Origin of the sequence: Streptomyces sp. enrichment culture, assembly GCF_964272895.1 — a bacterium.
Lineage (GTDB): Bacteria > Actinomycetota > Actinomycetes > Streptomycetales > Streptomycetaceae > Streptomyces.
The window spans coordinates 2,319,901-2,346,850 of sequence record NZ_OZ186832.1 but is presented as its reverse complement, the minus strand read 5'-3'; the positions used below and the strand labels follow the sequence as shown (position 1 = coordinate 2,346,850).

Here is a 26,950-nt window from a genome sequence, read left to right as displayed (position 1 = left end):
CGGGCTCTCAGGCGTGCTCTGCGATGAGCTCGCGGGCCGCGTCGAGGTCGTCGGGGGTCTTCAGGGCCAGCGTCTTCACGCCGGGCAGGGCACGCTTGGCCAGGCCGGTGAGCGTACCGCCCGGGCACACCTCGATCAGCGCCGTGACCCCGAGCTCCTTGAAGGTCTCCATGCACAGGTCCCAGCGGACCGGGTTGGCGACCTGGCCGACCAGCCGGGACAGCACCTCGGCGCCGGTGGCGACGGCCCGGCCGTCCTTGTTGGAGACGTAAGGGACGTTCGGGTCGGCCGGGGTGAGCTCCTCGGCGGCCTTGGCGAGCGCGTCGACCGCGGGCGCCATGTGGTGCGTGTGGAACGCGCCGGCCACCTTCAGAGGAACGATCTTGCGGACGCCCTCGGGCTTGTCCTCGGCGAGCGCGGCGAGCTGCTCCAGGGTGCCCGCGGCGACGATCTGGCCGGCGCCGTTGACGTTCGCCGGGGTCAGGCCCAGCTTCTCCAGGTGCGCGACGGACACCTCGGGGTCGCCGCCGAGCAGCGCCGACATACCGGTCTCGGTGACCGCGGCGGCCTCCGCCATGGCCAGACCCCGCTTGCGTACGAGGGTCAGGGCGGCGGTGTCGTCCAGCACACCGGCGAAGGCGGCGGCGGTGATCTCACCGACGCTGTGACCGGCGACCGCACCGGGGGTGACGGCACCGAGTGCCGCGGCGGACAGGATTCCGGCGGCGACCAGCAGCGGCTGGGCCACCGCCGTGTCACGGATCGCGTCGGCGTCGGCCTGCGTGCCGTAGTGGGCGAGGTCCAGCCCGATGGCGTCGGACCAGGCGGCCACGCGATCGGCGGCGCCGGGCAGTTCGAGCCAGGGGGTCAGGAAGCCGGGCGTCTGAGCGCCCTGGCCGGGAGCGACGAGTACGAACACTCTCACACTCTCTCTTGTCGAAGGGCATGCCCGCCCGTGGGGACTAGGACGAAGAACACGAGGGGGTTTTGTGGGCCCCCGACAAAACGCTAGCCCTGTAGATCGCCGTCGGCCAGACGCCCCAGGATCAGCGCGATCCGCAGCGTGAACGCCGAGCGTACGTCCGACGGGGACCAGCCGGTGACGTCGGTCACACGTCGAAGCCGGTAGCGCACGGTGTTGGGGTGCACGAACAGCATCCGTGCGGCGCCCTCCAGGCTGCTCGCCTGCTCCAGATAGACGCTCAAGGTCTCCAGGAGCGCCGAGCCGGCCTCTTCGAGCGGTCTGTAGATCTCCTCCACCAGCTGCTCGCGCGCGCTCGGGTCTCCGGCCATCGCGCGCTCCGGCAGCAGATCGTCCGCCAGCACCGGCCGCGGCGCGTCCTGCCAGGCGGAACACGCCTTCAGCCCGGCCGCCGCGGCCTGCGCGGACCGGGTCGCGGCCAGCAGGTCGGGCACCACGGGCCCGGCGACGACGGGTCCGGCGGCGAACGGCCCGATCAGCGACTTGGCGACGGCCAGCGGGTTGTCGCTGCCGCCCGCGATGACCACCAGCCGGTCGCCGAGCACCCCGGTGAGCACCTGGAGCTTGGCGTGCCGGGCCGCGCGCCGGATCGCCTCCACCGTCAGCTCGGAGTCGCCGTCGGGTGCCGTGCCCAGCACCACGCAGACGTGCTCCGGGGAGTTCCAGCCCAGCGCCGCCGCCCGCGACACCGCGCCCTCGTCGGCCTCGCCGCTGAGCACGGCGTTGACCACCAGCGACTCCAGGCGCGCGTCCCAGGCACCGCGTGCCTCGGCGGCCTGGGCGTACACCTGTGCGGTGGCGAAGGCGATCTCGCGGGCGTAGACCAGCAGCGCCTCGCGCAGCACGCTCTCGTCGCCGGGGGCGGCGACCTCGTCGATCGCGCTCTCCATGACCTCGATGGTGGTGCGCACCATCTCCACGGTCTGCCGCAGGGTGATGGCCCGGGTCAGCTCGCGCGGCGCGGTGCCGAAGACATCGGTGGAGATCGCCTGGGGGGCGTCCGGATACCGGAACCACTCGGTGAAGGCGGCGATGCCCGCCTGGGCGACGAGCCCGATCCAGGAACGGTTCTCCGGGGGCATCGCCCGGTACCACGGCAGCGTCTCGTCCATCCGCGCGATGGCCTGGGCGGCGAGCGAGCCGGAGGATTTCTCCAGCCGCTTCAGCGTCGCCGAGTGCGGGTGGGCGGGGCGGCTTGCGTGTTCGGGGCGGCGGGCTTCGGGTTCGGGCACGGGACAAGACTGCCTTATCCGGACCAGAGCATGCGCCATCGGGGTCTACGGTGGGGGCTGTGATGGACGTACGGCGCGCCGCGCAGCGCTATCCCGGAGGGGACCCCGAGGCCGGGATCGAGTCCTGGCACGCCTTCTCCTTCGGCCCGCACTACGACCCCGGCAACCTCCGCTTCGGCGCGCTGATCGCCTGCAACGAGGAGCGGCTGGCCCCCGGCGCCGGCTTCGACGAGCATCCGCACAGCCACACCGAGCTGGTCACCTGGGTCGTCGAGGGAGAGCTGACCCACCGCGACTCCACCGGCCACGAGACCCTGGTCCGCCCCGGCGACGTCCAGCGGCTCAGCTCGGCGGCGGGGGTGCGGCACGTGGAGCGCAACGACGGGGACGTGCCCCTGACCTTCGTGCAGATGTGGCTGGCGCCGCGGGACCCCGGTGGCGATCCGGCGTACGAGACCGTGCGCGGCATCGCCGACTCCACGCCCTACGCCGTGCCGGAGGCGGGCGCGATGCTGCATGTGCGGCGGCTCGCGGCCGGTGAGCGCACGGCGGTGCCGGACGCGCCGTATGTGTACGTCCATGTCGTACGCGGTGAGGTGCGGCTCGGCGGCGAGGCGCTGGGGCCGGGCGACGCGGCGCGGATCACGGACGCGCGGGATCTGGAGCTGTCGGCGCACGCGGCGGCGGAAGTGCTGCTGTGGGAGATGGCGGCGTAGTCGAACGCCACCGCCGGGGAACGTGTGCGCGAAAACCCGAACGTACGTAGTAGACAGTGCGCAACCGGTCACGTCCTGTTTGCCTGGGTTCGAGGCTGCCTCTCGGCGCCTCTCCCCACGCAAGGAGGAAACCCAGCATGAAGTCCGTCAGCGCCCTCAGGCGCGCCGCCGCCCCCGCTCTCGCCGCGGGTGTCCTCATGACCGCGTTCGCCGTCCCCGCCGCCGCCCAGGAGGAGCCCGCCTCGCGGGTGGCCCGCTTCTCCGGCCAGGTCTCGGTGCAGGGGTTCAACGGCGCGCCCAACAGCATCATGGTGTTCCTGGAGGCCGGGCACCTGCGGGTCGTGGACCACAACGGCATCCTCGCCGGCCCGGGCTGCGAGCAGATCGACGACACCACCGCCGACTGCGGCACCGTCACGACCAGCTCGCCCAGCCGGCTCGCCGTCTGGCTCGGGGACAACGACGACTCCCTGTCCGTGGGCCTGAGGCTGAACACCTCGGTCGACGCGGGCCCCGGCATGGACACCATCGCGACCGGCGACGGCGTCGACACGATCAATGTGCGGGACGGTGAGCGCGACATCGTGGTCTGCGACGGCGGCACCCCCGACACCGCCTACGGCGACACCGTCGACAGCCTCAACCGCGACTGCGAGCGCCGCTACCAGGTCTCCTAGCCGCGCCACCGGGGCCGGGCCGGTGTCTCGACGCGGCGCCGGCCGGCCCGGGGGTGCGCGGGTGCTACAGCTCCGCCCGCACGGCGTCGGTGAAAGCCGGCCACGCCTCGATCGCCCACGGCCCGAAAGCGCGGTCGGTCAGCGCCACACAGGCCGCGCCGGCGTCGGGGTCGATCCACAGGAACGTACCGGACTGCCCGAAGTGGCCGAAGGTGCGCGGCGAGGACGAGGCGCCCGTCCAGTGCGGGGACTTGCCGTCACGGATCTCGAAGCCGAGCCCCCAGTCGTTGGGGTTCTGGTGGCCGTAGCCCGGCAGCACGCCCTTGGTGCCCGGGTACTGCACGGTCATCGCCTCCGCGACGGTACGCGGGTCCAGCAGCCGCGGCGCCTGCACCTCGGCCGCGAACCGCAGCAGGTCCTCGACCGTCGAGACGCCGTCCTTCGCCGGGGAGCCCTCCAGGGACGTGTCCCTCATCCCCAGCGGCTCCAGCACCGCCTGCCGCAGATACTCGGCGAAGGGGATGTCGGTGGCCTTGGCGAGGTGATCGCCGAGCTGCTCGAACCCGGCGTTGGAGTACAGCCGCCGCTCGCCGGGCGCCCCCATCACCCGGTGCTCGTCGAAGGCCAGCCCCGACGTGTGCGCCAGCAGATGGCGGACCGTGGCACCGGCCGGTCCGGCCGGCTCGTCCAGCTCGACCGCGCCCTCCTCGTAGGCGACGAGGGCGGCGTAGGCCGCCAGCGGCTTGGTCACCGACGCCAGCGCGAAGCGCCGCCCGGCCGGCCCGTGGACACCCAGGACCGTGCCGTCGGCGCGGACCACACCCGCCGCGGCGGTGGGCACCGGCCAGTTCTCGATCAGCGCGAGGCTCTTCAACGACATGCCGTCGAGCCTATGCGCCGCACGGCCGCATCCGCAGCGAGGGGTCCGGCTCGCGCCCGGAGCCCGGGCGACGGCAGCGGCCCACGACCGCGCACCGGCCCCGGCGATCACGCCAAGTCCCGCCGCCTTCCCCCGGTTTCCGCTTGCTTGGAGTGCACTCCAAGGCCATAGCGTGGGGGCCATGACGGTGATGCAGACCACGGCCGTGACCACCGAAGGAGCCCAGCCATCGCGCGCGGACATCTGCTCCGCCCCGCCCCGCCGCCACCCGCGCCCCGACGGCGAGGACCGCTACACGATCAGCGAGGTCGTCGCCTTCACCGGCCTCACGGCGCACACCCTGCGCTGGTACGAGCGGATCGGACTGATGTCCCACATCGACCGCTCGCACACCGGCCAGCGCCGCTACACCAACCGCGACCTGGACTGGCTCGACCTCGTCGGAAAGCTGCGGCTGACCGGGATGCCGGTCGCCGACATGGTGCGCTACGCCGAGCTGGTGCGCGAGGGCGAGAACACCTACGACGCACGGCGCGAGCTGCTGGAGGCCACCCGCCGGGACGTACTGGCCCGGATCGCCGAACTGCACGACACCCTCGCCGTCCTGGACCGCAAGATCGGCTTCTACGGCGAGGCCGGACGCGCGCGTGAAACGGAGACGCATCGATGAACGACACCCGGATCCCCACCGCCCGCCTCGGCGCGCACGGCCCCGAGGCGGGGGTGCAGGGCCTGGGCTGCATGGGCATGAGCTTCGCCTACGGCCCCTCGGACGCGCAGGAGGCCCGCGCCACCCTGGAACGCGCCCTTGAGCTGGGCATCACCCTGTACGACACGGCGGACGCCTACGGCGCCGGGGAGAACGAGCGCTTCCTCGCCCCGTTCTTCAAGGCCCACCGCGACGAGGTCCTCATCGCCACCAAGTTCGCCCTGTCCATCCCGCCGGACGACCCCACCCGCCGGGTCATCCGCAACGACGCCCCCTACATCCGCCAGGCCGTCGAGGCGAGCCTGAAGCGGCTGGACGTCGAGGTGATCGACCTCTACTACATGCACCGCCGGGATGTGGACGTGCCCATCGAGGAGACCGTCGCCACCATGGCCGACCTGGTCCGCGAGGGCAAGGTCAAGCACCTCGGCCTCAGCGAGGTCACCGCCGCCGAGCTGCACGCGGCCCACGCCGTCCACCCCATCGCGGCCGTCCAGTCCGAGTGGTCCCTGTTCAGCCGCGACATCGAGGCCCAGGTGGTCCCCGCGGCCAGGGACCTCGGCGTCGCCCTCGTCCCGTACTCCCCGCTCGGCCGCGGCTTCCTCACCGGCTCCTTCGCCCGCGCCGAGGACCTCACCACCGACGACTTCCGCCGCCAGCAGCCCCGCTTCACGGGCGACAACGCCCAGGCGAACGCGGCCCTGCTGGAGCCGGTCCGCGAGATCGCCGCCAAGCACCGGGCGACGCTCGGCCAGATCGCCCTGGCCTGGGTCCAGCAACAGGCGAGCCTGCACGGCCTCCCGGTCGTCCCGATCCCCGGCACCCGCAAGCCGGTGAGGGTGGAGGAGAACGTCGGGGCGGTACGGATCACGCTGGACGAGGAGGACCTCAAGCGCCTGGACCCGATCGCGGCGCAGGTGGCAGGCGACAGGTACGCGGACATGACGTTCACCTCCGCGGGCAGGGAGTAGCGCAGTTCGCCTAGGGCGCGCGGGGAACTGCGGGGGCAACCCACCACGTCCCGCACGGACCCTCAGAGCTCGGCCAGCAACTCCGCCTTCTTGACGGAGAACTCCTCATCGGTGACCAACCCGGCCTGATGCAGCTCCCCCAGATGCCGGATCCGCTCGGCGATGTCGGCCGGGTCCCTGCGCGACCCGGCCGGCACCGCGGCGACCGGCCCCTTCTTCTCCCGTATCGCCGCGAGAACGGCCGCAGCGAACGGCAGCGACTCATGAACCGGCCCGTAGCCCAGCCCGAACACGACGGCCGCCGGATCCTGATCCGCCTGCGCCGGCTGCGCAGCGCCGGTCAGCAGCCGCAGATGCCCCTCGAACACCTCCGGTGACCGCCACTCCACGCCACTGAGCTCCTCGACGCCGAAACTCTGGTCCCCGGCCTTCCACTTCGCCGACGACGCGCCCGTCCAGAACCACCGGAAGTTCACCGACCGTCCGTCGAAGGACGCCTTCGCGTCGTACGCCTTGAAGGACAGCGGAGCCTCCGGCGCCGCCACCAGGAACCGTTCCGCGACCCCGCCCCCGGCCTGCGGCAGCGCGGCCCGCAACTCGTCGGCGTAGTACTCGGCCAGCACCTCCTTGTCGGCCGGCAGCACCAGCCGGTAAGGATCGCTGCCCTCCTTCAGCTGCCCGGCGGCAGCCTCCAGCAGCGGATCGGCACCCGGCCGCAGCTCGGCGTGCAGCACGACAGTGCCCCGCTTGCCGGGCGTGAGCGACACCCCGGCGATCGCCTCCAGCGGCACCCGGCGCTCCTTGAGCGCCTGGAACAGCTTGGGTGTTCGAATCCCCCGTTCGTAGCGGATGAGCACGGAGTCGGTCTCGAACTCCCAGGCGGCATGAAATCCGGCCAGTACGTCACCCATGCGGCTCATCGTATGCGGCATGAGCTCCTCCGTCCCCTCCTCGCGCAGACCGCGGTTTCTCCCGCCTCTACGCGCGTCCGACCGGCGTGGTGGCGGACAAACCCGCCCGGCATGTGCCGGAATCGTCGGCGCAGTCCACCGAGCGGTACGCGCCAGTGCCGATCTCGGCGAGGTTGCGGAGGCTGTCCGTGCCGGGCACGAAGTAGCCGGCGTGCCCGCTCGCGGTGCGGGCCGACACCACCCGCGCGCCGAACTCCGCGGACACCGGGTCGGCGCCGTGCCCGAGGCCGCCGAGCTCCAGATGGGGCACGTCCTCGATCCAGTCGTCGGCGTCGCGCATCGCCCACACCCGCGCCTCGGTGCCGAGCCCGGAGACCGTCTCGGCGCGCATGCCGGGGCTGCCCGCCACCGCTATGTCGGCCACCCGCGACGGCAGCTCGCGCGCGGCCACTCCGCACACCACGGAGCCGTAGCTGTGGCAGAACAGCGAGACCGGCGCCCTGCCGGGCAGGGCCCGCACCAGCGCGTTCAGCCGGACCGCGCCGGCCTCGGCGCGCGCCGCGGTGGCCGCGTCCATGCCGATGCCGCTGGGCGCGGTGTAGTCGGCCCAGGCGATGACCGCCGTACGCGTCGAGGGGCTCGCCTCGCGCTCGGCGTCGTAGAGGGCGCCGGCCATTCCGGCCGGGGCGGAGTGGCGGCGGGCCGTGCGCTGGAAGGTGAGCAGGTCGGTGTCGACGCCGGGGACGACCACGGAGATGCGCTCGGCCTTCGTCAGGTCGCCGAAGACCTCGGCGACCCGGCCGGTGCCCGCCGGGTCGAAGGCGAGGATGTGCCGTCCGGGTTTCATCAGCGACTCCAGGCGGTGCATACGGCGGCCCGCCTGGTGCTGTCCCTCCGGGGTGAGGCGCTGGTCGTGCATCCGGGCCCGTTCGGCCTTGCGGGCCTGGCCGAGCGCGATGCGGTTGGCCAGGTAGCGCAGCTCGACGGGGGCGCCGTTCATATTGCCCACGGCGAGCGGGTAGCGGCGCGCGAGCGTGTCCTGCTGCCGGTCGGTGAGCGTGGCGAAGAAGCGGGCCAGCCGGGCGGGGGAGGAGTCCTGCGGGTCGGGCAGCCGTCGGCCCGCGATGCTGCCCTTCTCCCAGGCGGACAGGGATGCCTGCAGCTCGGCGACGGTGCGCTGGCCCCGCAGGGCGGTCCAGCCGGTCGTCGCCAGCATCACGAACACCACGGCGAGCGCGAGCAGCATGCGCCAGACGTTCAGGTGCGGGGAGGAGTCGAAGGAAGTCACTGGGAGGACACACTAGGAGAACGGGACGGTCTCGCGTGAGTCGAGTGACGCGGATCACGTTTGGCGCCCGCACCGGTGATCTCGGCTCGCGCATCCGTTCGTGGCGAGCATCGACCGCGGTTTCCCCTATCAGGGTGACAACGCTAAAGATCCCTCGCCCCCGGCCCGCGCCGCAGGTCACAGTGGGTCAAGCCCTCCGTACGACATGTTCCTCAGGCACATGCACGCGGCAAGGGCGTCCAGCGCCCGCGGCGCGCTGCCGGAGGGGGGCGGCGCGCCGCGAGGGCGCAGGGTGCGCGATCCGCGGGACCGAGCGCGCATGAAGCCCGCGGCCGGGGTACCCGCCCGGCGTCGGGAGAGGAACTGACCGGACGGGCCAGGGACTTGAGGCGACGGGCGACGAGCACCGAATGCGCGGGAACCCCCGCTCACGCGGCCGGACGTGGCAGCGGACCGGGCCGGACCGCGCATCGCCCACCGCCACCGGCCTCCCGGTGCGGGGCCTACACCGCGCCCCGCTCCTCCTCCCCGCGTGCGGACAGCGCGGCCACCTGGGCCCGCAGCAGCCGCACCTCCTCGGTGAGCGCGGCGATCGCCTCGGTCTGGCGCCGCTCCTCGGCGTCGTCCTTGTCGAACCGTGCGATGAACCATGCGGCGATGTTCGCGGTGACCACACCCAGCAGCGCGATCCCGGACAGCATCAGCCCGACGGCGAGCACCCGGCCCAGCCCGGTCGTCGGCGCGTGATCCCCGTATCCGACGGTCGTCATCGTCGTGAAGGACCACCACACCGCGTCGCCGAGAGTCCGGATGTTCCCGCCCGGTGCGTCCCGCTCCACGGACAGCACGGCCAGCGACCCGAACATCAGCAGCCCGATCACCGAGCCCGCGACATAGGTCGTCAGCCGGATCTGCGAGGCCATCCGGGCCCGCTGCCCCACGAGCAGCAGCGTCGACACGACCCGCAGCAGGGCCAGCGGCCGCAGCAGCGGCAGCACCACCGCGCACAGGTCCAGCCAGTGCCGGCGCACGAAGTCCCACCGCCGCGGGGCGAGCCCCAGCCGCACCAGGTAGTCCGCCGCGAACGCCGCCCACACCACCCACTCGGCCACCGCACACGCCCGGACGAGCGCGGGGTCGGCCGGCGAGGCCACGATCGGCACGGCATAGGCGGCCGCGAACACCACGGCGAGCGCCAGCAGGGGCCGCTGGGTGCGCCGCTCCCAGCGCACCTGTGCCGTCTCTTCCGTCATGCCAGGCATCGTAGGTGGCTGCGACACCCCCGAAGGGGCGCGGGGAACCGCGCGACCGGCCCCCCGGCGCCCCGCGGAGAAGCACCCGGCGGGGGCGGACCCCTACGCGTCCCCGCCGGCCACGCCGGGATCGGCCGCGGCCACGTCCAGCAGCTGGTACCGGTCGACCGCCTGCTTCAGCACCGACCGGTCCACCTTGCCCTCGCGGGCCAGCTCCGTCAGCACCGCCACCACGATCGACTGCGCGTCGATGTGGAAGAACCGCCGCGCGGCACCCCGCGTGTCCGCGAACCCGAACCCGTCGGCGCCCAGCGACTGGTACGTCCCCGGCACCCACCGCGAGATCTGGTCCGGAACCGCTCGCATCCAGTCGGACACGGCCACGAACGGCCCCTGCGCCCCGGCGAGCTTGCGCGTCACGTACGGCACCCGCTGCTCCTCCTCGGGGTGCAGCAGATTGTGCTCCTCGCACTCCACGGCCTCGCGCCGCAGCTCGTTGAAGGAGGTCGCCGACCAGACGTCGGCCCGGACGTTCCACTCCTCGGCGAGGATCTTCTGCGCCTCGACCGCCCACGGCACGGCCACGCCGGAGGCGATGATCTGCGCCGGGATCGAGCCGCCCGTGCCCTCGCTGAACCGGTAGACGCCCTTGAGGATGCCCTCGACGTCCACGTTCTCGGGCTCGGCCGGGTGCTGGATGGGCTCGTTGTAGACGGTGAGGTAGTAGAAGACGTCCTCGCCGTGCGGGTGCTCCTCGCTGCCGCCGTACATCCGCCGCAGACCGTCCTTGACGATGTGCGCGATCTCGTAGCCGAACGCCGGGTCGTACGCCACACAGCCCGGGTTGGTGGAGGCGAGCAGCTGGGAGTGGCCGTCGGCGTGCTGGAGGCCCTCGCCGGTCAGCGTCGTGCGTCCGGCGGTCGCGCCCAGCACGAAACCGCGCGCCAGCTGGTCGGCCATCTGCCAGAACTGGTCGCCGGTGCGCTGGAAACCGAACATCGAGTAGAAGACGTACACCGGGATCAGCGGCTCGCCGTGCGTGGCGTACGCCGAGCCGGCCGCGATCAGCGACGCCGTGCAGCCCGCCTCGGAGATGCCGTCGTGCAGCATCTGCCCGGTCGGCGACTCCTTGTAGGCGAGGAGCAGGTCCCGGTCGACGGCCTCGTACTGCTGGCCCAGCGGGTTGTAGATCTTCGCGCTCGGGAAGAACGAGTCCATGCCGAAGGTGCGGTACTCGTCCGGCGCGATCAGCACGAACCGCTTGCCCAGCTCCTTGTCCCGCATGAGGTCCTTGAGGAGCCGCACAAAGGCCATGGTCGTCGCGATGGACTGCTGACCGGAGCCCTTCTTCACGGTCGCGTACACCTTGTCGTCCGGCAGCGGCAGCGGCTCGGAGCGCACCACGCGCGTGGGGACGTACCCGCCGAGCGACCTGCGGCGGTCGTGCATGTACTGGATCTCCTCGGAGTTCCGGCCGGGGTGGTAGTACGGCGGGAGACCGCTCTCCAGGTCCTTGTCGGAGATCGGCAGATGCAGCCGGTCGCGGAAGCGCTTGAGGTCGTCGACCGTCAGCTTCTTCATCTGGTGCGTGGCGTTGCGGCCCTCGAAGTTCGGGCCCAGCGTCCAGCCCTTGATCGTCTTGGCCAGGATGACCGTCGGCTGGCCCTTGTGCGCCTTGGCCGCGGAGAACGCCGCGAAGATCTTCTTGTGGTCGTGGCCGCCGCGGCCCAGATGCAGGATCTGGTCGTCGGTCATGTTCTCGACCATCGCGCGCAGCCGGTGGTCGTCGCCGAAGAAGTGCTCGCGGATGTAGGCGCCGGACTCGGTGGCGTAGGTCTGGAACTGCCCGTCCGGGGTGGTGTTCATCTTGTTGACGAGGATGCCGTCGCGGTCCTGGGCGAGCAGCGGGTCCCAGGAGCGGTCCCAGATGAGCTTGATCACGTTCCAGCCGGCGCCGCGGAAGACGGACTCCAGCTCCTGGATGACCTTGCCGTTGCCGCGCACCGGGCCGTCGAGGCGCTGGAGGTTGCAGTTGACGACGAACGTGAGGTTGTCCAGGCCCTCGCGGGCGGCGATGGTCAGCTGGCCGAGCGACTCCGGCTCGTCCATCTCTCCGTCGCCGAGGAACGCCCACACATGCGACCTCGAGGTGTCGGCGATCCCGCGCGCGTGCATGTAGCGGTTCATCCGCGCCTGGTAGATCGCGCCGATCGGGCCGAGGCCCATCGACACGGTCGGGAACTCCCAGAAGTCCGGCATCAGCCGCGGGTGCGGGTACGAGGACAGACCGTGGGGCGCCTTCGACCGCTCCTGGCGGAAGGCGTCCAGGTTCTGCTCGGTGAGCCGGTCCAGCAGGTACGCGCGCGCGTAGATGCCCGGGGAGGCGTGTCCCTGGAAGAAGACCTGGTCGCCGCCGTCGCCCTCGTCCTTGCCGCGGAAGAAGTGGTTGAAGCCCACGTCGTAGAGGGACGCGGAGGAGGCGAAGGTGGCGATGTGGCCGCCGACGCCGATGCCGGGGCGCTGGGCGCGTGAGACCATCACGGCCGCGTTCCAGCGGGTGGCGTTGAGGATCCGCCGCTCGATCTCCTCGTTGCCGGGGAAGAACGGCTCGTCCTTGGTGGCGATGGTGTTGACGTAGTCCGTGCTGCGCATCTCGGGCACGGCCACGCGCTTCTCGCGGGCCCGCTCGATCAGCCGCAGCATGAGGTAGCGCGCGCGCTCACGGCCGCGCTCGTCGATGGCGGCGTCCAGGGAGTCGAGCCACTCCTGGGTCTCTTCGGGGTCGAAGTCGGGAACCTGACTCGGAAGGCCGCCAATGATGATCGGATTGCGATCGGATCCGGGAGCCACGCTGTTCCTTACCTGTCGAAAGGGCCGTGTCGGTCTGCCTGCACCGCTCCCCATCGTGTACCTCGGGGCGGCAAACGTCATCTCTACCCCGAGGTAACCGGCAGATCCGGCATGCCGGGTGGAATCACGTTCGGATCTCGTACCCGGTGATGGTTCCCAAACGCCCAAAAGGGGCAGATAGGTGTGGTGTGCGTCACCTTGAGCCCGTCGGGGCGTGCCTGGAGTTGCGGTGACACGGCCAGGATCGTCACCGTTTCGGCGGTCTGAACGGCCGGGTACTTGCGCGATCCGCCCCGCCCGTGTGGACTACGGCCAATGCTTCGCGCACGCGCGTGGCTGAGTTATTCCCAAGACATGATCAGGAGGCAACCCGTGAGCGCGACCGCGGACCACGCGGAGGAGCGGACGAGCCCTGCCGTCAGGCTGGGGTTCCAGCCCGAGCAGGTGGTCCAGGAGATCGGCTACGACGACGACGTCGACCAGGAGCTCCGCGAGTCCATCGAAGAAGTCATCGGCAGCGATCTGGTGGACGAGGAGTACGACGACGTAGCCGACGCCGTGGTGCTGTGGTTCCGCGACGATGACGGCGACCTGACGGATGCGCTGGTGGATGCCACCACGTACATCGAAGAAGGCGGCGCGATCCTGCTCCTCACCCCGAAGACCGGGCGTGCGGGCTATGTGGAGCCGAGCGACATCTCGGAAGCCGCGACGACGGCGGGGCTCTCGGCCTCCAAGAGCGTCAGCGTGGGCAAGGACTGGAGCGGCAGCCGGCTGGTGACGCCGAAGGCGGCCAAGTCCAAGAAGTGACCCCGGTCTCGTCCTGAACCTTGAGGACGGGCCGAGCCCGGCTCGGCCCGTCCTTCGGCATGCCCCGGCCGCCTCCGGGCGCGCCCGCGGTCCCTCGTAGGGTGTTCCCACCCGAACAGCCCCAGCGAAGGGAACTGCCCAGATGGCCATCCAGGTCGGCGAGAAGGCCCCCGACTTCGAGCTCAAGGACAACCACGGCCGCACCGTGAAGCTGTCCGACTTCCGCGGCGCCAAGAACGTGGTCGTGCTCTTCTACCCGTTCGCCTTCACCGGCGTGTGCACCGGCGAGCTGTGCGAGGTGCGCGACAACCTGCCGAAGTTCGCCGACCGCGACACGGCGGTGCTGGCCGTCTCCAACGACTCCATCCACACCCTGCGCGTCTTCGCCGAGCAGGAGGGCCTGGAGTACCCGCTGCTCAGCGACTTCTGGCCGCACGGCGAGGTCTCCCGCGCCTACGGCGTCTTCGACGAGGACAAGGGCTGCGCGGTGCGCGGCACCTTCGTCATCGACAAGGAGGGCGTCGTGCGCTGGACCGTCGTCAACGGTCTGCCGGACGCCCGTGACCTGAACGAGTACGTCAAGGCGCTCGACACCCTCTGATTCTTACCCCGGGGCCTGCATCCTCCGGGAACCCGTCACTAGGATCGACTCGTTTGATCCCATAGCAACGCACGACGGGGCACCCCGCCCCCGGACATCAATGGAGGACTCGTGGGAGTCAGCCTCAGCAAGGGCGGCAACGTATCGCTGACCAAGGAGGCTCCGGGCCTCACCGCGGTCATCGTCGGTCTGGGGTGGGACGTGCGCACCACGACCGGCACCGACTTCGACCTGGACGCCAGCGCGCTGCTGCTGAACAACGCCGGCAAGGTCATCAGCGACCAGCACTTCATCTTCTTCAACAACCTCAAGAGCCCGGACGGCTCGGTCGAGCACACCGGTGACAACCTCACCGGTGAGGGCGAGGGCGACGACGAGCAGATCAAGGTCAACCTCGCCGGCGTCCCGGCGGAGATCGAGAAGATCGTCTTCCCGGTGTCCATCTACGACGCCGAGAACCGCCAGCAGTCCTTCGGCCAGGTCCGCAACGCGTTCATCCGCGTCGTGAACCAGGCCGGCGGCGCCGAGATCGCCCGCTACGACCTCAGCGAGGACGCCTCCACCGAGACCGCCATGGTCTTCGGTGAGCTCTACCGGCACGGCGCGGAGTGGAAGTTCCGCGCCATCGGCCAGGGCTACGCCTCGGGCCTGCGCGGCATCGCGCAGGACTTCGGCGTGAACGTCTGAGCCCTCTGAAGGTCTCCGTCCGGCGCCGCACGGTTTATGTGCGGCGCCGGACGCGCAGGACAGCCACTACACGCAGCATCGCCTCGGGGAGGGACCAGGATCATGGGCGTCACGCTCGCCAAGGGAGGAAATGTCTCCCTGTCCAAGGCCGCACCGAACCTCACACAGGTGTTGGTCGGCCTCGGCTGGGACGCGCGCTCCACCACCGGAGCCCCCTTCGACCTGGACGCCAGCGCGCTGGTGTGCAGCGGCGGACGGGTGATGGGGGACGAGTGGTTCGTCTTCTACAACCAGCTCACCAGCCCCGACGGCTCGGTGCAGCACACCGGTGACAACCTCACCGGCGAGGGCGACGGCGACGACGAGTCCCTGCTCGTCGACCTCTCCAAGGTCCCGGCCCAGTGCGACCGGATCGTCTTCCCGGTCTCGATCCACATGGCCGACGAGCGCGGCCAGACCTTCGGCCAGGTCAGCAACGCCTTCATCCGGGTCGTCAACCAGGCCGACGGCCAGGAGCTCGCCCGCTACGACCTCAGCGAGGACGCGTCCACCGAGACCGCGATGATCTTCGGCGAGGTCTACCGTCACCAGGGCGAATGGAAGTTCCGGGCCGTGGGGCAGGGGTACGCGTCCGGTCTGCGCGGCATCGCTCTAGACTTCGGAGTCAACGTTTCGTAAAGCCGAGTGCGGCGCGGGGGAAATCCCGTACACGTACGGATTGGGTAGCCAGTGGTACTGAAAACCTTCGGCTGGTCGTTCGCGGTCACCGCGCTCGGCCTGGTCGCGGCGGTCTTCTACGGGGGGTGGACCGCCTTCGGCATCGTGGCGATCCTCTCCGTCCTCGAGATCTCGCTGTCCTTCGACAACGCGGTGGTCAACGCCGGAATCCTGAAGAAGATGAACGCCTTCTGGCAGCGCATCTTCCTCACCATCGGCATCCTGATCGCCGTGTTCGGTATGCGACTGGTCTTCCCCGTCGTCATCGTCGCCATCAGCGCCCAGCTCGGTCCGATCGAGGCCGTCGACCTCGCGCTGACCGACAAGGACCGCTACGAGCAGCTGGTCACCGACGCCCACCCGGCGATCGCGGCCTTCGGCGGCATGTTCCTGCTGATGATCTTCCTGGACTTCATCTTCGAGGACCGGGACATCAAGTGGCTGGGCTGGCTGGAGCGCCCGCTGGCCAAGCTCGGCAAGGTCGACATGCTGTCGGTCTGCATCGCGCTGATCGTCCTGCTCATCACCGCGATGACCTTCGCGACCCACGCGCATCTGCACGCCGGTCCCGCGGACAAGGCAGAGACGGTTCTGCTCTCCGGCGTCGCCGGTCTCATCACGTACATGATCGTCGGCGGTCTCTCCGGCTACTTCGAGGACAGGCTCGAAGAGGAGGAGGAGCGCGAGCACGAGGCCGAGGAGCAGGCCAAGCGCAGCGGCAAGCCCGTGATGCTGATGGCCGGCAAGGCCGCGTTCTTCATGTTCCTCTACCTGGAGGTCCTGGACGCGTCCTTCTCCTTCGACGGTGTCATCGGCGCCTTCGCCATCACCAACGACATCGTCCTGATGGCCCTCGGCCTCGGTGTCGGCGCCATGTACGTCCGGTCGCTCACCGTCTACCTGGTCCGCGAGGGCACCCTCGACGACTACGTCTACCTGGAGCACGGCGCCCACTACGCCATCGGCGCCCTCGCGGTCATCCTGCTGGTCACCATCCAGTACGAGATCCACGAGTTCATCACCGGCTCGGTCGGCGTGCTCCTGATCGCCGCCTCCTTCTGGTCCTCCGTGCGCCGCAACCGCGCGCTGGCGGCCGCCGAGGGAAACTCCGGCTCGGGGGAGAAGACTGAGGTCTCCTCCGGGGTGTGACGGCACCACGGCTGAGGAACGCTTCGTGCGGGGCGGCGTCGAGGACCGAGTCCTCGGGCGCCGCCCCGCCGGTCTTCTCCGGCGCACTTCTTCGACGACACAGGGGGCGGGAATGGGACTGCTGGACGGACTCTGGCGGGGGCGTGACACCCGGTTCGACTCGGGCAGCGCCGCCAGCAACGCGATCGAGCTGACCAAGCGCTACAGCCAGGTGTCCCTCACCAAGCAGGGAGCGGCCACCGGCCATCTGCGCATCAACCTGTCCTGGCGGATGCGCACCTCCGACCTCGGCGGCCCCCAGCGCCAGAGTCTGCTGCGCCACCCGCTCAAGGCCCTCAAGCCCCCGGAGGTCATGGGCCACACCCAGAGCATGGTCAACGTCGACCTCGACCTCGGCTGCCTCTACGAGCTCCAGGACGGCAGCAAGGGCGTCGTCCAGCCCCTCGGCGGCTACCTCGGCGACGTCAACGCCCCGCCGTACGTCAAACTCAGCGGCGACGACCGCTTCGGCTCCGGCTCCGGCGAGACGATCTACGTCAACCTCGACCACCGCGAGCAGCTCAAGCGCCTGCTGGTCTTCGCCTACATCTACGACCAGACCCCGGCCTTCGACCGCACCCACGCCATGGTCACCCTCTACCCGAGCAACGGCCCGAGGATCGAGGTCAGCCTCGACGAACGCCACCCCCAGGCCCGCTCCTGCGCGGTCGTCCTGATCGAGAACGTCAAGGGCGAGATCATGGTCCGCCGCGAGGTCAAGTTCGTCTACGGCTTCCAGGGGGAACTGGACCGGCTGTACGGGTGGGGCCTGCAGTGGGGGAGGGGCTACAAATCGAAGGCGGACAGGTGAGACGCCCCCCGACTCCTACCGCCCGATGAACTGCGGACCCTGCGGAGGAAGCCGGAACTCGCTCTGCGGGCCCGCGGGCACCGGCTGCGGGTACCCGTACGCCGGCGGCGCACCGGCCGTCTGCGGATACCCGTACGTCGGCGCCACCGCGGGCCGCGGCACCGCGGCCGTCGGCGCCTCCGGAGGCAGCGGCTGGGACACCTCCGCAGAAGGCGAGGGCGCGGGCGCCGCCGGCTCGGCCGCCGCGGGCACCCCGTCCCCCTCGTCCACGGAGATCCCGTAGTCCGTGGCCAGTCCCCTCAACCCATCGGAGTAACCCTCGCCCAGCGCCCGGAACTTCCACCCGTCCCCCCGCCGGTACAGCTCCCCGCAGATCAGCGCGGTCTCCTGCCCGGTCTCCGGCTTGATGTCGAAGTACGCCAGCGGCTCCCCGTCCGCCACCGCGGGGTCGTACAGCGAAATACGCAGGGACGTCACCCGGTCGAAGGTGACCCCGTCCGCCGATGCGACCAGCAGAATGCGGCCGACACCGGACTCGACACCGGCCAGATCCGTCTGGATCGTGTCGGTCAGGCCCTCGGCGACCCGCTTCTTGCCGAGCCGCCACACCTTCCCGGAAGGGTGCCGGGGCTGGTTGTAGAAGACGAAGTCCTCGTCGGAGCGCACCCGACCGTCGGGGCCGAGGAGCAGCGCGGAGGCGTCGACGTCCGGAACACCCTGTCCGGGCGTCCAGCGCAGCACGGCGCGCACCGTGGTGGCCTTGAGCGGTACGTTCGACCCCTTCAGCATCGCGTGCGTCATGCGGTCATCCTGCCTTCTCCGTCCTGGTCACGACAATGCGGGGGTGGGTTGCCGCGGTGGCGGACGTGCGTCACCGTGCGTATCCGCGTTACGTGGAATTCATGCCCGGGGGGAACCCAGGACATGGACTTCTACGTACTATTACCGGCCACCCATCGACACCCACCGGCCATACCGACACCACGGGGGAGCTTCATGCGTCATTTCGGGCACATCGCCCCTGAGGTGCGGCAGCGTCTGTTCCACCAGGAGCCGTGCGAGTTCACCGCCGGTTCCCCCGCCCGGCTGCTGTCCGCGGCCCTGGGCGCCACCCTGTACAGCCCCGCCACCCGGCCGCGGCTGGCCGACGACATCGTCAAGCAGACGGCCCGCGGCGTCGTCTCGATGGTGCTGTGCCTGGAGGACTCCATCGGCGACGAGGACGTGGCGGGCGGCGAGGAGAACCTGGTCCGCCAGTTCACCGACCTGGCCGGCCGGGAGCGCTACGCCGACGACCCGCCGCTGCTGTTCATCCGCGTGCGCACCCCCGAGCAGATCCCCGACCTCGTCCGCCGCCTCGGCCCGGCCGTCCGGCTGCTGTCCGGATTCGTGATGCCGAAGTTCACCGAGGAGCGCGGCATCCCCTTCCTGGAGGCCCTCGCCTCCGCCGAGGCCGACAGCGGCCGGCGGCTGTTCGCCATGCCGGTGCTGGAGTCCCCGGACCTGCTCTACCGCGAGTCGCGCGTGGAGACCCTGGAGGGCATCTCCCGCGCCGTCGACAAGTACCGCGAGCGGGTCCTCGCCCTGCGCCTCGGCGTCACCGACTTCTGCTCCTCCTACGGCCTGCGCCGCGCCCCCGACATGACCGCCTACGACGTCCAGATCGTCGCCTCCGTGATCGCCGACGTGGTGAACATGCTGGGCCGCGCGGACGGCACCGGGTTCACGGTGACCGGGCCGGTGTGGGAGTACTTCCGCGTGCAGGAACGCATGTTCAAGCCGCAGCTGCGCCGCAGCCCCTTCCTGGAGGGACAGGCCGAGGAGCTGCGCGAGGCGCTGATCGAGCACGCCATGGACGGGCTGCTGCGCGAGATCACCCTCGACCAGGCCAACGGCCTGCTCGGCAAGACCTGCATCCACCCCTCCCATGTGCTGCCGGTGCACGCGCTGTCCGTAGTCAGCCACGAGGAGTACAGCGACGCCCAGGACATCCTGCGGCCGGAAAGGGGCGGCGGGGGTGTACTGCGATCGGCGTACACGAACAAAATGAATGAGGTGAAGCCGCACCGCGCCTGGGCCGAGCGGACCGTGCTGCGCGCCGAGGTGTTCGGTGTGGCACGCGAGGACGTCGGTTTCGTGGAGCTGCTCGCCGCCGGGATCCCCGGCTGAAGACACGGGAACTCATGAATCACGCAGAGAACAACGGGGTCTGGTCCGGCACCTGGGTCGCCGAGCGGCTCGGGGTCGCACTGGAGGGCGACGACAGCCTGCGGGACCTGCTGGGGCTGGCCCTGCGCCGCAACCCCAAGCGGGCCCACCTGCTGGTGTCGAACGTCCTCGGCAAGCACGTCCCCCAGTCCCCGTCCGTGGTCCACGGCCACGGCGTCGCCCTCGGCCGCCGCGTCCGCGACCTCCTCGGCCCCGAGGAGGCGGCCCGCGCGGTCGTCCTCGGCTACGCGGAGACGGCGACGGGTCTCGGCCACTCGGTCGCCGACGGCCTCGGCACCGCCCCCTACCTCCACTCCACCCGCCGCCCCGTCCCCGGCGTGCCGCGCGCCGGAGGCTTCGAGGAGGCCCACTCCCACGCCACCTCCCACCTCCTCCTCCCCGAGGACCCCGCCCTGCTCGTCGGAGACGGCCCGCTGGTCCTCGTCGACGACGAGTTCTCCACGGGCAACACCGTCCTGAACACCATCAGGGACCTCCACGAGCGCTATCCGCGACGCCGGTACGTGATCGTGGCCCTGGTCGACATGCGCTCCCCGCAGGACGCGGGCCGCCTGGAGGACTTCGCGCGCGAGACAGGCGCGAGGGTGGACCTGGTGGCGACGGCCTCGGGCGCCGTGAGCCTGCCGGACGGCGTACTGGAGCGGGGCCAGGCCCTTGTCGCCCGGTGGGAAGACACCGCAGGGGCGCGGGGCAGTGCCGAGTCTGCCGCCACCGCCGCAGGGGCGCGGACGACCCCCGCAGACCCGCAGCCGCCGAACAGCCGCACCACCCGAGTCGATCTGCGCTGGCCCGACGGCCTCCCCGACGGCGGCCGCCACGGCTTCACCCCCGCACACCGCAGCCGCCTCGAGGCCGCCCTCCCCGACATGGCCACCCGCCTGGCGCAGGCCCTGCCCGCCGACGGCCGCCGCATCCTCGTCCTCGGCAACGAGGAACTGATGTACGCCCCCCTCCGCCTGGCCTGCCGGCTCGAGGAGCTCCTGCCGTCCGCGGAGATACGGTTCTCCACCACCACCCGCTCACCCGTCCTGGCCATCGACGACCCGGCGTACGCCATCCGCACCCGCCTCGTCTTCCCCGCCCACGACGACCCCGCCGACGGCCCCGGCGACCGCTACGCCTACAACGTCGCCGGCGCCGGTTTCGACGCCGTCGTCGCGGTCGTGGACTCCACCGGCGACACCGCCGCGCTGCACGCCCCCGACGGCCTGCTGGCCCGGCTCGGGGCACACACCCCGCATGTGCTGCTCGCGGTCGTACCGTCCTACGTCCCCGAGCCCCTGCACCTCCCCGAAAGGCCCGCCATGCTCCCCGAGCCGCTCCGCGGCCCCGCGTTCTCCTCCTACGCCCCCGAGGAGGTCGGCTGGCTGCTCCAGGACCTCTCGGACGTCACCCTGGAGGCGCCCACCGAGGAGCGCGAGGAGGCCATCCAGAGCGGCGGTGCGCACTACGCGGAGTCGCTGCCGGTGGAGTACCAGCCCAGCCCGCAGTATCAGGAGCTGTTCCACGCCGCCCTGGACGCCTCCGCGGCGCGCCTGGCGCAGGCGGTCGGCGCGGTCACCGAACTCGTGCTCGCCGAGCGGTCCCCGCGCCCGGTGCTGGTGTCCCTGGCCCGCGCCGGCACCCCGGTCGGTGTGCTGATGCGCCGCTGGGCCGAGGCCCGGCACGGCCTGGACCTGCCGCACTACGCCGTGTCGATCGTCCGCGGCCGCGGCATCGACGCCAACGCGCTGCGCTGGCTGGCCGCCCATCACGACCCGGCCGACGTGGTCTTCGTCGACGGCTGGACCGGCAAGGGCGCCATCACCCGTGAACTGGCCGCCGCGATCGAGGAGTTGGCGGCGGCGGGCGGCCCGGCCGGTTTCGACCCGGAGATCGCCGTGCTCGCCGACCCCGGCTCCTGCGTGCGCACCTACGGCACCCGCGAGGACTTCCTCATACCCTCGGCCTGCCTCAACTCCACGGTGTCCGGCCTGATCTCGCGTACGGTGCTCAGGGCCGACCTGGTGGGCCCGAACGACTACCACGGCGCCAAGTTCTACCGCGAACTCGCCGACGTCGACGTCTCGGTGGCCTTCCTGGACGCCGTCTCCGCCCGCTTCGCCGAGGTCACCGACGCGGTGGACCGCACGGTGAAGGAGATCACCGCCTCGGACCGCACCCCGACCTGGGAGGGCTGGGCGGCGGTCGAGCGGATCAGCGAGGAGTACGGCATCCACGACGTCAACCTCGTCAAGCCGGGCGTCGGCGAGACGACCCGGGTGCTGCTGCGCCGGGTGCCCTGGAAGATCCTGGCGCGCGCCGGTGCGGGCGCCGACCTCGACCATGTGCGGCTGCTCGCCGAGCAGCGGGGCGTGCCGGTCGAGGAGGTCGCCGACCTGCCCTACACCTGCGTCGGCCTGATCCACCCAAAGTACACGCGCGGCGCGACGGGCGCCGACGGAAAGGCGGTAACCCTCTGATGCCGGTGCTCGTGGCGAGCGACCTGGACCGTACGCTGATCTACTCCTCGGCGGCCCTCGCACTGACCATGCCGGACGCGCGGGCGCCCCGGCTGCTGTGTGTCGAGGTGCACGAGAGCAAGCCGCTGTCCTACATGACCGAGACGGCGGCGGGGCTGCTCGCCGAGCTGGGCGACGCGGCGGTGTTCGTGCCGACGACGACCCGCACCCGCAAGCAGTACCAGCGCATCAACCTGCCCGGCCCGCCCCCGCGCTACGCCATCTGCGCCAACGGCGGCCATCTGCTCGTCGACGGTGTCTCCGACCCCGACTGGCACGCCTCCGTCACCGCGCGCCTCGCCGACGAGTGCGCGCCCCTCGGGGAGATCGCCGACCACCTCATGGCCACCGCCAGCCCGGCCTGGGTGCGCAAGCACCGGATCGCCGAGGACCTCTTCGCCTACCTCGTCGTCGAGCGCGAACTGCTGCCCGAGGACTGGGTGAAGGAGCTGGCGGTGTGGGCGGAGAACCGCGGCTGGACGGTGTCCCTCCAGGGGCGCAAGATCTACGCCGTACCGAAGCCGCTGACCAAGAGCGCGGCGGTACGGGAGGTGGCCCGCCGCACCGGCGCCGACCTCACCCTGTCGGCCGGCGACTCCCTCCTCGACGCCGACCTCCTCCTGGCCACCGACCGTGGCTGGCGCCCGGGCCACGGCGAACTCGCGGACGCGGACTGGACCGCCCCGGCGATCACGGCACTGCCGGAGAGGGGGGTCCTGGCGGGCGAGAGGATCCTGCGGGAGTTCCTGAAGGCGACGCGAGGCGGACCGGCCTAGGGCTCACGTGTGCTCACGTGTCGGACGGGGCGCTCGCGGTGACGGGCGCCCCGTCCGAGGGCCGCCTTTCGACGATCCTCGAAAGGCTTGGGCGGCCGTCGGCGGCGGCACCAGGATGGACCCGCTCGCAGTGGTCGCGACAGATGTCCCAGGGAAGGCAGGGAGCACCAGCATGACGGTTGTGAAGAGGTTCGCGGGCGTGGCCGTCGCAGCCATGGCATTCGCCCTCATGACGGCGGGAGCCGCACACGCGGCGGCCCGTACACGTCCTACGGCGGCCCCTACACGTCTCACGGCGGCCCGTACGTGACCCACGGTGGCCCCTACACGTCCCACGGCAGCCCGGACGTGGTGCAGGGTGGCCCGTACGTGAGCCACGGTGGCCCGTACGTGAGCCACGGTGGCCCGTACGTGAGCCACGGTGGCCCGTACGTGAGCCACGGTGGCCCGTACTCGACCCACGGCGGTCCGTACTCGACCCACTGAGGGGCGTCGGTCAGCCGCAGCAACCCCCGCCGCAGCAACCGCCTCCGCCGCCGCCACCACGGGGCGCGGGGGCGGACGCCGTGCCGCCCACCGCGACCGTCGACAGCAGCTTCACCGTGTCGTCGTGCCCGGCAGGGCACGGTGCGGGCGCCGACGACTCAGCCATCGGCCGGCTCATCTCGAACGTGTCGCCGCAGGTACGGCACCGGTACTCATAGCGAGGCATGCGCACAGATTAACCGGCGTTCCCCGGCCGTCCCGAGTCCTCGGGCGGCAGGGAGGCACGGGTGCGCGCGCCCGTCGAGAGGTCCGGCGTCCGCTGTTCCGCCTCGGCCTGCCCCGGATGCCGAGCCCGCCAGTACGGGTTGTCGTGCGGCAGGGCCGACCCGACCCGCCCGTACATGCCGAAGGTCATCAGCAGGATGCCGACGACAAAGCTGAACAGGCAGTTCTGGATCTCGAACGCGAGGAAGTTGTACTCCGTCTCCAGCAGACCCAGGTTCAGCAGCCCGTTGGCGATGAACAGCACGCCGAGCACCATGTTCAGCGTGGACGCGAAGTTCCCGCCGATCACCATGCCGGCGAACAGCAGCAGGCCGACGACGATCGACAGGACGCTCAGCGCGCCGTTGGTGTTCAGGCCGGCGACCTCGTCCCCACCGGTGTCGAAGAAGCCGATGTTGTTGGTGAGCCCGAGGATGCCGAAGGCCAGCAGGACCAGGCCCATCAGACCGGCGCCGACCCGGTAGACCTTGCTCAGCCGGTGGTCGACGGGGAGGTGTTCGTCGAGCTTGAACCCCCGGCGCGATCCCGAGTGGAACGCGTGTGTGGCCATGTCCGCCTCCCTTGGGTGCGGTGCTAGCGGCGGCCTACTGAGTACCCCCAATATCCGCCCGCCCACCTGGTGGTGCAAATGGCGTGCACATGGCCGTGCCCGCAGGTCAGTGGGCGGCGGCGCCGCGCTCCTCGCGGATCTGGGCCACCACCTGCGCCACAGCGGCCCGGACCGCCTCCGTCTCGGTCAGGAAGTGCCAGTAGTCGGGGTGGCGCCCCTGAAGCGTCTCGATCGCCCGTTCGAGCCGGGCCACGGAGTCGTCCAGGGGGCGGGCGTGCCGGGGATCGGGCGTGTTGCGCCCGGCCATGGCCAGCCGCTGGGCGTCGCGGATCGCGAACCGGGTGCGCTCGATCTCCTGCCGCGGGTCCTTCTGCACGGCGTTCAGCCGCTTGAGCCGGTCGCCCGCCGCCGACACCGCCTCGTCGGTGCTGTTCAGCAGGGCCCGCACGGTCGACAGCAGCGCGGTCGCGTCCGCCCACCGCTGCTCGTCCCGCGCCGCGCGTGCCTCGGCGAGCTTGCGCTCGGCCTGCCGCACATGCTCCTCGGCCTGCTCCGGCACCCGTTGCAGGTCCTGCCAGCAGGCCAGGGTGAAGCGCCGCCGCAGCTCGCTGAGCACCGGCTCGACCTGCTCGGCCCGGGTGGTCAGGGCCTCGGCACGGGTGCGCAGGGACACCAGCCGGTGGTCGATCTCGGCGGCCCGCTCCGGCAACCGCTCCGCCTCCGCGCGGATCGCCCCGGCCTCGCGGGACACCCGCTCGGCCCGCTCCAGGGTCTGCGGTACGCCGTGCCGGCCCGCCCCCTCGTTGAGCCGGGTCAGCTCGGGGCCGAGCGCCGCGAGCCGGGCGGCGAGGTCGTCCGCGCGCAGCCCCGAGCCGCGTACCGCGTCCAGGGCCTCGGAGGCGGCCAGCAGCGCCTGCCGGGCCCGCTCCACGGCGGGCGCGAGCCGGGCCAGCTGGGTCTCGGCCTTGCCCAGCAGCGGGCCGAGGCTCTGCCCGAACCGGTCGAGGTCCTGCTTGACCCGCACCAGTTCGTCCTTGGCCGCGGTCAGCTCGGTGCGGGCGCGCGCGGCGACCGACGCCTCCAGGTCGTCACGGTCCAGGTCGTGGGCGTCGACGGCCTGGATGTAGCGGTGGCTGGCCTCGTCGATCCGGCGGCCCAGGTCCGCGAAGTCGGCGGCGGCGCGCCGGGCGGCGGGGGAGTCGTCGACGGCCGCGATCGTCTCGATCGAGATCCGCAGATCCCGCTGGGCGGTGTCCAGTTCGTAGAACGCGGCCGCCGCGTCGTCCTTCGCCGCCTGCGCACCCGCCCGCTGACTGTCCGAACGTCCGCCGAACCAGCGCCGGGTGCCGCCGCCGGCGAACGCGCCGGGGAGCGCCAGGACGACGGCCAGGGGCAGCACGGCCAGGGTGAGGGTGTCGCGCAGGGCCCGCCGCGCGGGCGAGGCGGGGAGGCGTCTGGGCGCGGGCCGCGCGGGGCGGTGGGCGCGCCGCCTCGACGGCGAATACGGCTGTGCTGGTCTCGCCGTCACATCCCTCTCCCGTGCTGTCGCGCCCTGCCGGTGCCATTCTCCCACCGGTGGAGGACGAAAACACGGGCCTGTCAGTTCGCGATGCGCAGGAACGGCTCGGTCGGCCCGCGCACCACCGTGCGACGGCGGGCGGGGCGGGATCGGCGGTGCCGGGCCGGTGGGGTCGGCCGGCGGTGCCGTGGGCCGTCCGTGCCGGGTCGGGGACGCCGGGGCGGGGACGCCGGGGCGGGTCAGTCGGCGGTGCGGATCGTGACCTTGCCGTCGCCGGTGCGGGCGGAGACGACGTGGTCGCTGGAGTCGTCGCGGGGGACGTCCACCTCCACGGAGCCGTCGCCGGTCTCGGTGGACACGCGATAACTGGCCCTGGGCAGCTCGACCGTGACGGAACCGTCGCCGCTGCGGGTCTCCACCCGGTCGGGTATCGCGCCCAGTTCGAGACGGACGGAGCCGTCGCCGGTGCGGGCGGTGATGTGCCGGGCGGCGACCTCGGCGCGTATGGAGCCGTCCCCGGTGCGCAGTTCGAGCGGGCCGGTGCTGTCGGTGACGTGCACCGAGCCGTCGCCCGTGCGGATACTGAGGGCCTCCGTCAAACCGCTCGCCCGGACGCTGCCGTCCCCGTCCTCGACCTTCACCGCGATGCCGCGGGGCACCTCGATACGGTGCTTGGCCTCGCAGTCGGCGATGAAGCCGGAGCAGTTCAGGCGGAGCTTCAGCCGGTCGTCGTCCATGGACCAGCTGACCTGCGGATCCTCACCGATGACCACCTTGCCGTCGAACCACCGGGTGACCTCGACGCGGCCCGGCCGCCCGTCGTCCACCGCGACGATCTCCAGCGCCGAGTCGTCGGAGTCCACGGTGAGGGTGTCGCCCTCAAGCGCGAACGACCGGCTCTCGGGGGTCTTGTCGTCCCCGGGAGAGGCGCATCCGGCCAGTCCCGCGACGGCGAGCGCTACGGCTGCGGCGACGACGGCCGTGCGAGCGATGACGGACTGGCCCCTGTGGCCCATGACGATTCCCCCTGGTCCTCGGAAACCGGCCGCAGAGCCCTGCGGCCGGCCGCGCGGCCCGACGGCCGGCGCGACACCTCGACCGTACGGAGCGGGCGGCCGCCGGGGGATCCGGGCCGCTCCCGGATCCTTGGTGGGGTTTTCCCCAGGGTCGTCTCGGGGGCCGCCCCGGATACGGGTTTGCGGGGCACTGCCCCCGGCGATGTAGGCTGTCGACTCGTCCTCGGGTGCGTAGCTCAGGGGTAGAGCGCCTGCCTTACAAGCAGGATGTCGGCGGTTCGAAACCGTCCGCGCCCACGAGTGCT

Annotated in this window: 25 protein-coding genes and 1 tRNA gene; 14 read left to right on the top strand and 12 right to left on the bottom strand. The window is 71.6% G+C overall.

Features of this window, described 5'->3' with window-relative positions:
• Positions 1 to 7: 7 nt before the first annotated feature.
• Together ACSU6M_RS10665 and fasR are read right to left on the bottom strand one after the other, a co-directional pair.
• Positions 8 to 919, bottom strand: a complete 912-nt coding sequence (locus tag ACSU6M_RS10665) for an ACP S-malonyltransferase (protein WP_437069040.1) — start codon at positions 917 to 919, stop codon at positions 8 to 10.
• 89 nt (positions 920 to 1,008) lie between these two features.
• Positions 1,009 to 2,214 (bottom strand): fatty acid biosynthesis transcriptional regulator FasR, encoded by a 1,206-nt coding sequence (gene fasR / locus ACSU6M_RS10660; protein ID WP_437069038.1) that lies wholly within the window; start codon positions 2,212 to 2,214, stop codon positions 1,009 to 1,011.
• 62 nt (positions 2,215 to 2,276) lie between these two features.
• On the opposite strand from fasR, the gene ACSU6M_RS10655 reads away from it, so the two are divergent.
• Both ACSU6M_RS10655 and ACSU6M_RS10650 read left to right on the top strand, forming a co-directional pair.
• On the top strand, positions 2,277 to 2,930 hold the full coding sequence (locus ACSU6M_RS10655; RefSeq protein ID WP_437075093.1) for a pirin family protein: 654 nt from the start codon (positions 2,277 to 2,279) through the stop codon (positions 2,928 to 2,930).
• 137 nt (positions 2,931 to 3,067) lie between these two features.
• Complete coding sequence (locus tag ACSU6M_RS10650; protein WP_437069036.1) at positions 3,068 to 3,607, top strand: hypothetical protein; 540 nt, start codon at positions 3,068 to 3,070, stop codon at positions 3,605 to 3,607.
• Positions 3,608 to 3,671: 64 nt separating this feature from the next.
• Here ACSU6M_RS10650 and ACSU6M_RS10645 read toward each other — a convergent pair whose 3' ends face one another.
• Positions 3,672 to 4,487 (bottom strand): serine hydrolase domain-containing protein, encoded by an 816-nt coding sequence (locus ACSU6M_RS10645; RefSeq protein WP_437069034.1) that lies wholly within the window; start codon positions 4,485 to 4,487, stop codon positions 3,672 to 3,674.
• A gap of 181 nt (positions 4,488 to 4,668) precedes the next feature.
• On the opposite strand from ACSU6M_RS10645, the gene ACSU6M_RS10640 reads away from it, so the two are divergent.
• Both ACSU6M_RS10640 and ACSU6M_RS10635 read left to right on the top strand, forming a co-directional pair.
• On the top strand, positions 4,669 to 5,157 hold the full coding sequence (locus tag ACSU6M_RS10640) for a MerR family transcriptional regulator (RefSeq protein ID WP_437069032.1): 489 nt from the start codon (positions 4,669 to 4,671) through the stop codon (positions 5,155 to 5,157).
• On the top strand, positions 5,154 to 6,167 hold the full coding sequence (locus ACSU6M_RS10635; RefSeq protein WP_437069030.1) for an aldo/keto reductase: 1,014 nt from the start codon (positions 5,154 to 5,156) through the stop codon (positions 6,165 to 6,167). Before ACSU6M_RS10640 ends, ACSU6M_RS10635 begins: the two co-directional genes overlap by 4 nt.
• A 62-nt stretch (positions 6,168 to 6,229) precedes the next feature.
• Here the strand turns inward: ACSU6M_RS10635 and ACSU6M_RS10630 are convergent, their stop codons facing one another.
• From ACSU6M_RS10630 to aceE, 4 genes are all read right to left on the bottom strand, one after another.
• Positions 6,230 to 7,087, bottom strand: coding sequence for a DUF4429 domain-containing protein (locus ACSU6M_RS10630; protein WP_437075091.1), 858 nt, complete (start codon positions 7,085 to 7,087; stop codon positions 6,230 to 6,232).
• A 58-nt stretch (positions 7,088 to 7,145) separates the two neighbouring features.
• Entirely contained in the window at positions 7,146 to 8,366 is a 1,221-nt protein-coding gene (locus tag ACSU6M_RS10625; protein ID WP_437069028.1) for an alpha/beta hydrolase, read from the bottom strand.
• 503 nt (positions 8,367 to 8,869) lie between these two features.
• Positions 8,870 to 9,619, bottom strand: a complete 750-nt coding sequence (locus ACSU6M_RS10620) for a potassium channel family protein (RefSeq protein ID WP_437069026.1) — start codon at positions 9,617 to 9,619, stop codon at positions 8,870 to 8,872.
• 102 nt (positions 9,620 to 9,721) lie between these two features.
• On the bottom strand, positions 9,722 to 12,469 hold the full coding sequence (gene aceE / locus ACSU6M_RS10615; protein ID WP_437069024.1) for a pyruvate dehydrogenase (acetyl-transferring), homodimeric type: 2,748 nt from the start codon (positions 12,467 to 12,469) through the stop codon (positions 9,722 to 9,724).
• Positions 12,470 to 12,841: 372 nt separating this feature from the next.
• Between aceE and ACSU6M_RS10610 the strand changes: the two genes are divergently transcribed.
• The 6 genes from ACSU6M_RS10610 to ACSU6M_RS10585 all read left to right on the top strand — a co-directional run bounded on the left by ACSU6M_RS10610 (position 12,842) and on the right by ACSU6M_RS10585 (position 17,283).
• Positions 12,842 to 13,279 (top strand): DUF3052 domain-containing protein, encoded by a 438-nt coding sequence (locus tag ACSU6M_RS10610; protein WP_437069022.1) that lies wholly within the window; start codon positions 12,842 to 12,844, stop codon positions 13,277 to 13,279.
• Positions 13,280 to 13,421: 142 nt separating this feature from the next.
• Complete coding sequence (locus tag ACSU6M_RS10605) at positions 13,422 to 13,880, top strand: peroxiredoxin (protein WP_437069020.1); 459 nt, start codon at positions 13,422 to 13,424, stop codon at positions 13,878 to 13,880.
• A gap of 111 nt (positions 13,881 to 13,991) precedes the next feature.
• Positions 13,992 to 14,567: a calcium homeostasis/redox stress adaptation protein gene (locus ACSU6M_RS10600; RefSeq protein WP_437069019.1), complete on the top strand. Its 576-nt coding sequence runs from the start codon at positions 13,992 to 13,994 to the stop codon at positions 14,565 to 14,567.
• 102 nt (positions 14,568 to 14,669) lie between these two features.
• Complete coding sequence (locus ACSU6M_RS10595; protein WP_437069018.1) at positions 14,670 to 15,245, top strand: TerD family protein; 576 nt, start codon at positions 14,670 to 14,672, stop codon at positions 15,243 to 15,245.
• A 51-nt stretch (positions 15,246 to 15,296) separates the two neighbouring features.
• Complete coding sequence (locus tag ACSU6M_RS10590) at positions 15,297 to 16,433, top strand: DUF475 domain-containing protein (RefSeq protein WP_437069016.1); 1,137 nt, start codon at positions 15,297 to 15,299, stop codon at positions 16,431 to 16,433.
• Between the two features lie 112 nt (positions 16,434 to 16,545).
• Entirely contained in the window at positions 16,546 to 17,283 is a 738-nt protein-coding gene (locus ACSU6M_RS10585; protein WP_437069014.1) for a TerD family protein, read from the top strand.
• Positions 17,284 to 17,298: 15 nt separating this feature from the next.
• On the opposite strand, the gene ACSU6M_RS10580 is transcribed toward ACSU6M_RS10585, so the two are convergent.
• A complete protein-coding gene (locus ACSU6M_RS10580) occupies positions 17,299 to 18,084 on the bottom strand; it encodes a TerD family protein (RefSeq protein ID WP_437069013.1) in 786 nt (261 codons plus the stop codon).
• Between the two features lie 195 nt (positions 18,085 to 18,279).
• Here ACSU6M_RS10580 and ACSU6M_RS10575 point away from each other — a divergent pair, with 195 nt between their 5' ends.
• Genes ACSU6M_RS10575 through ACSU6M_RS10565 form a run of 3 tightly spaced genes read left to right on the top strand, consistent with a single transcriptional unit; the run spans position 18,280 to position 22,789 of the window.
• Entirely contained in the window at positions 18,280 to 19,452 is a 1,173-nt protein-coding gene (locus tag ACSU6M_RS10575) for an HpcH/HpaI aldolase/citrate lyase family protein (RefSeq protein ID WP_437069011.1), read from the top strand.
• Positions 19,453 to 19,466: 14 nt separating this feature from the next.
• Complete coding sequence (locus ACSU6M_RS10570) at positions 19,467 to 21,974, top strand: phosphoribosyltransferase (protein WP_437069010.1); 2,508 nt, start codon at positions 19,467 to 19,469, stop codon at positions 21,972 to 21,974.
• The gene (locus ACSU6M_RS10565) at positions 21,974 to 22,789 is read left to right on the top strand and encodes an HAD family hydrolase (protein WP_437069009.1); all 816 of its coding nucleotides are present in this window, start codon (positions 21,974 to 21,976) and stop codon (positions 22,787 to 22,789) included. Before ACSU6M_RS10570 ends, ACSU6M_RS10565 begins: the two co-directional genes overlap by 1 nt.
• Positions 22,790 to 23,285: 496 nt before the next feature.
• Here the strand turns inward: ACSU6M_RS10565 and ACSU6M_RS10560 are convergent, their stop codons facing one another.
• The 4 genes from ACSU6M_RS10560 to ACSU6M_RS10545 form a co-directional block, all read right to left on the bottom strand.
• The gene (locus ACSU6M_RS10560; RefSeq protein WP_437069008.1) at positions 23,286 to 23,501 is read right to left on the bottom strand and encodes an FmdB family zinc ribbon protein; all 216 of its coding nucleotides are present in this window, start codon (positions 23,499 to 23,501) and stop codon (positions 23,286 to 23,288) included.
• A 9-nt stretch (positions 23,502 to 23,510) separates the two neighbouring features.
• On the bottom strand, positions 23,511 to 24,110 hold the full coding sequence (locus ACSU6M_RS10555; protein WP_437069007.1) for a DUF4383 domain-containing protein: 600 nt from the start codon (positions 24,108 to 24,110) through the stop codon (positions 23,511 to 23,513).
• A gap of 106 nt (positions 24,111 to 24,216) precedes the next feature.
• Positions 24,217 to 25,638: a hypothetical protein gene (locus ACSU6M_RS10550; protein ID WP_437069005.1), complete on the bottom strand. Its 1,422-nt coding sequence runs from the start codon at positions 25,636 to 25,638 to the stop codon at positions 24,217 to 24,219.
• Between the two features lie 230 nt (positions 25,639 to 25,868).
• On the bottom strand, positions 25,869 to 26,645 hold the full coding sequence (locus ACSU6M_RS10545) for a DUF4097 family beta strand repeat-containing protein (RefSeq protein ID WP_437069003.1): 777 nt from the start codon (positions 26,643 to 26,645) through the stop codon (positions 25,869 to 25,871).
• Between the two features lie 225 nt (positions 26,646 to 26,870).
• On the opposite strand from ACSU6M_RS10545, the gene ACSU6M_RS10540 reads away from it, so the two are divergent.
• A tRNA-Val gene (locus ACSU6M_RS10540) sits at positions 26,871 to 26,942 on the top strand.
• The last annotated feature ends 8 nt before the right edge of the window (positions 26,943 to 26,950 follow it).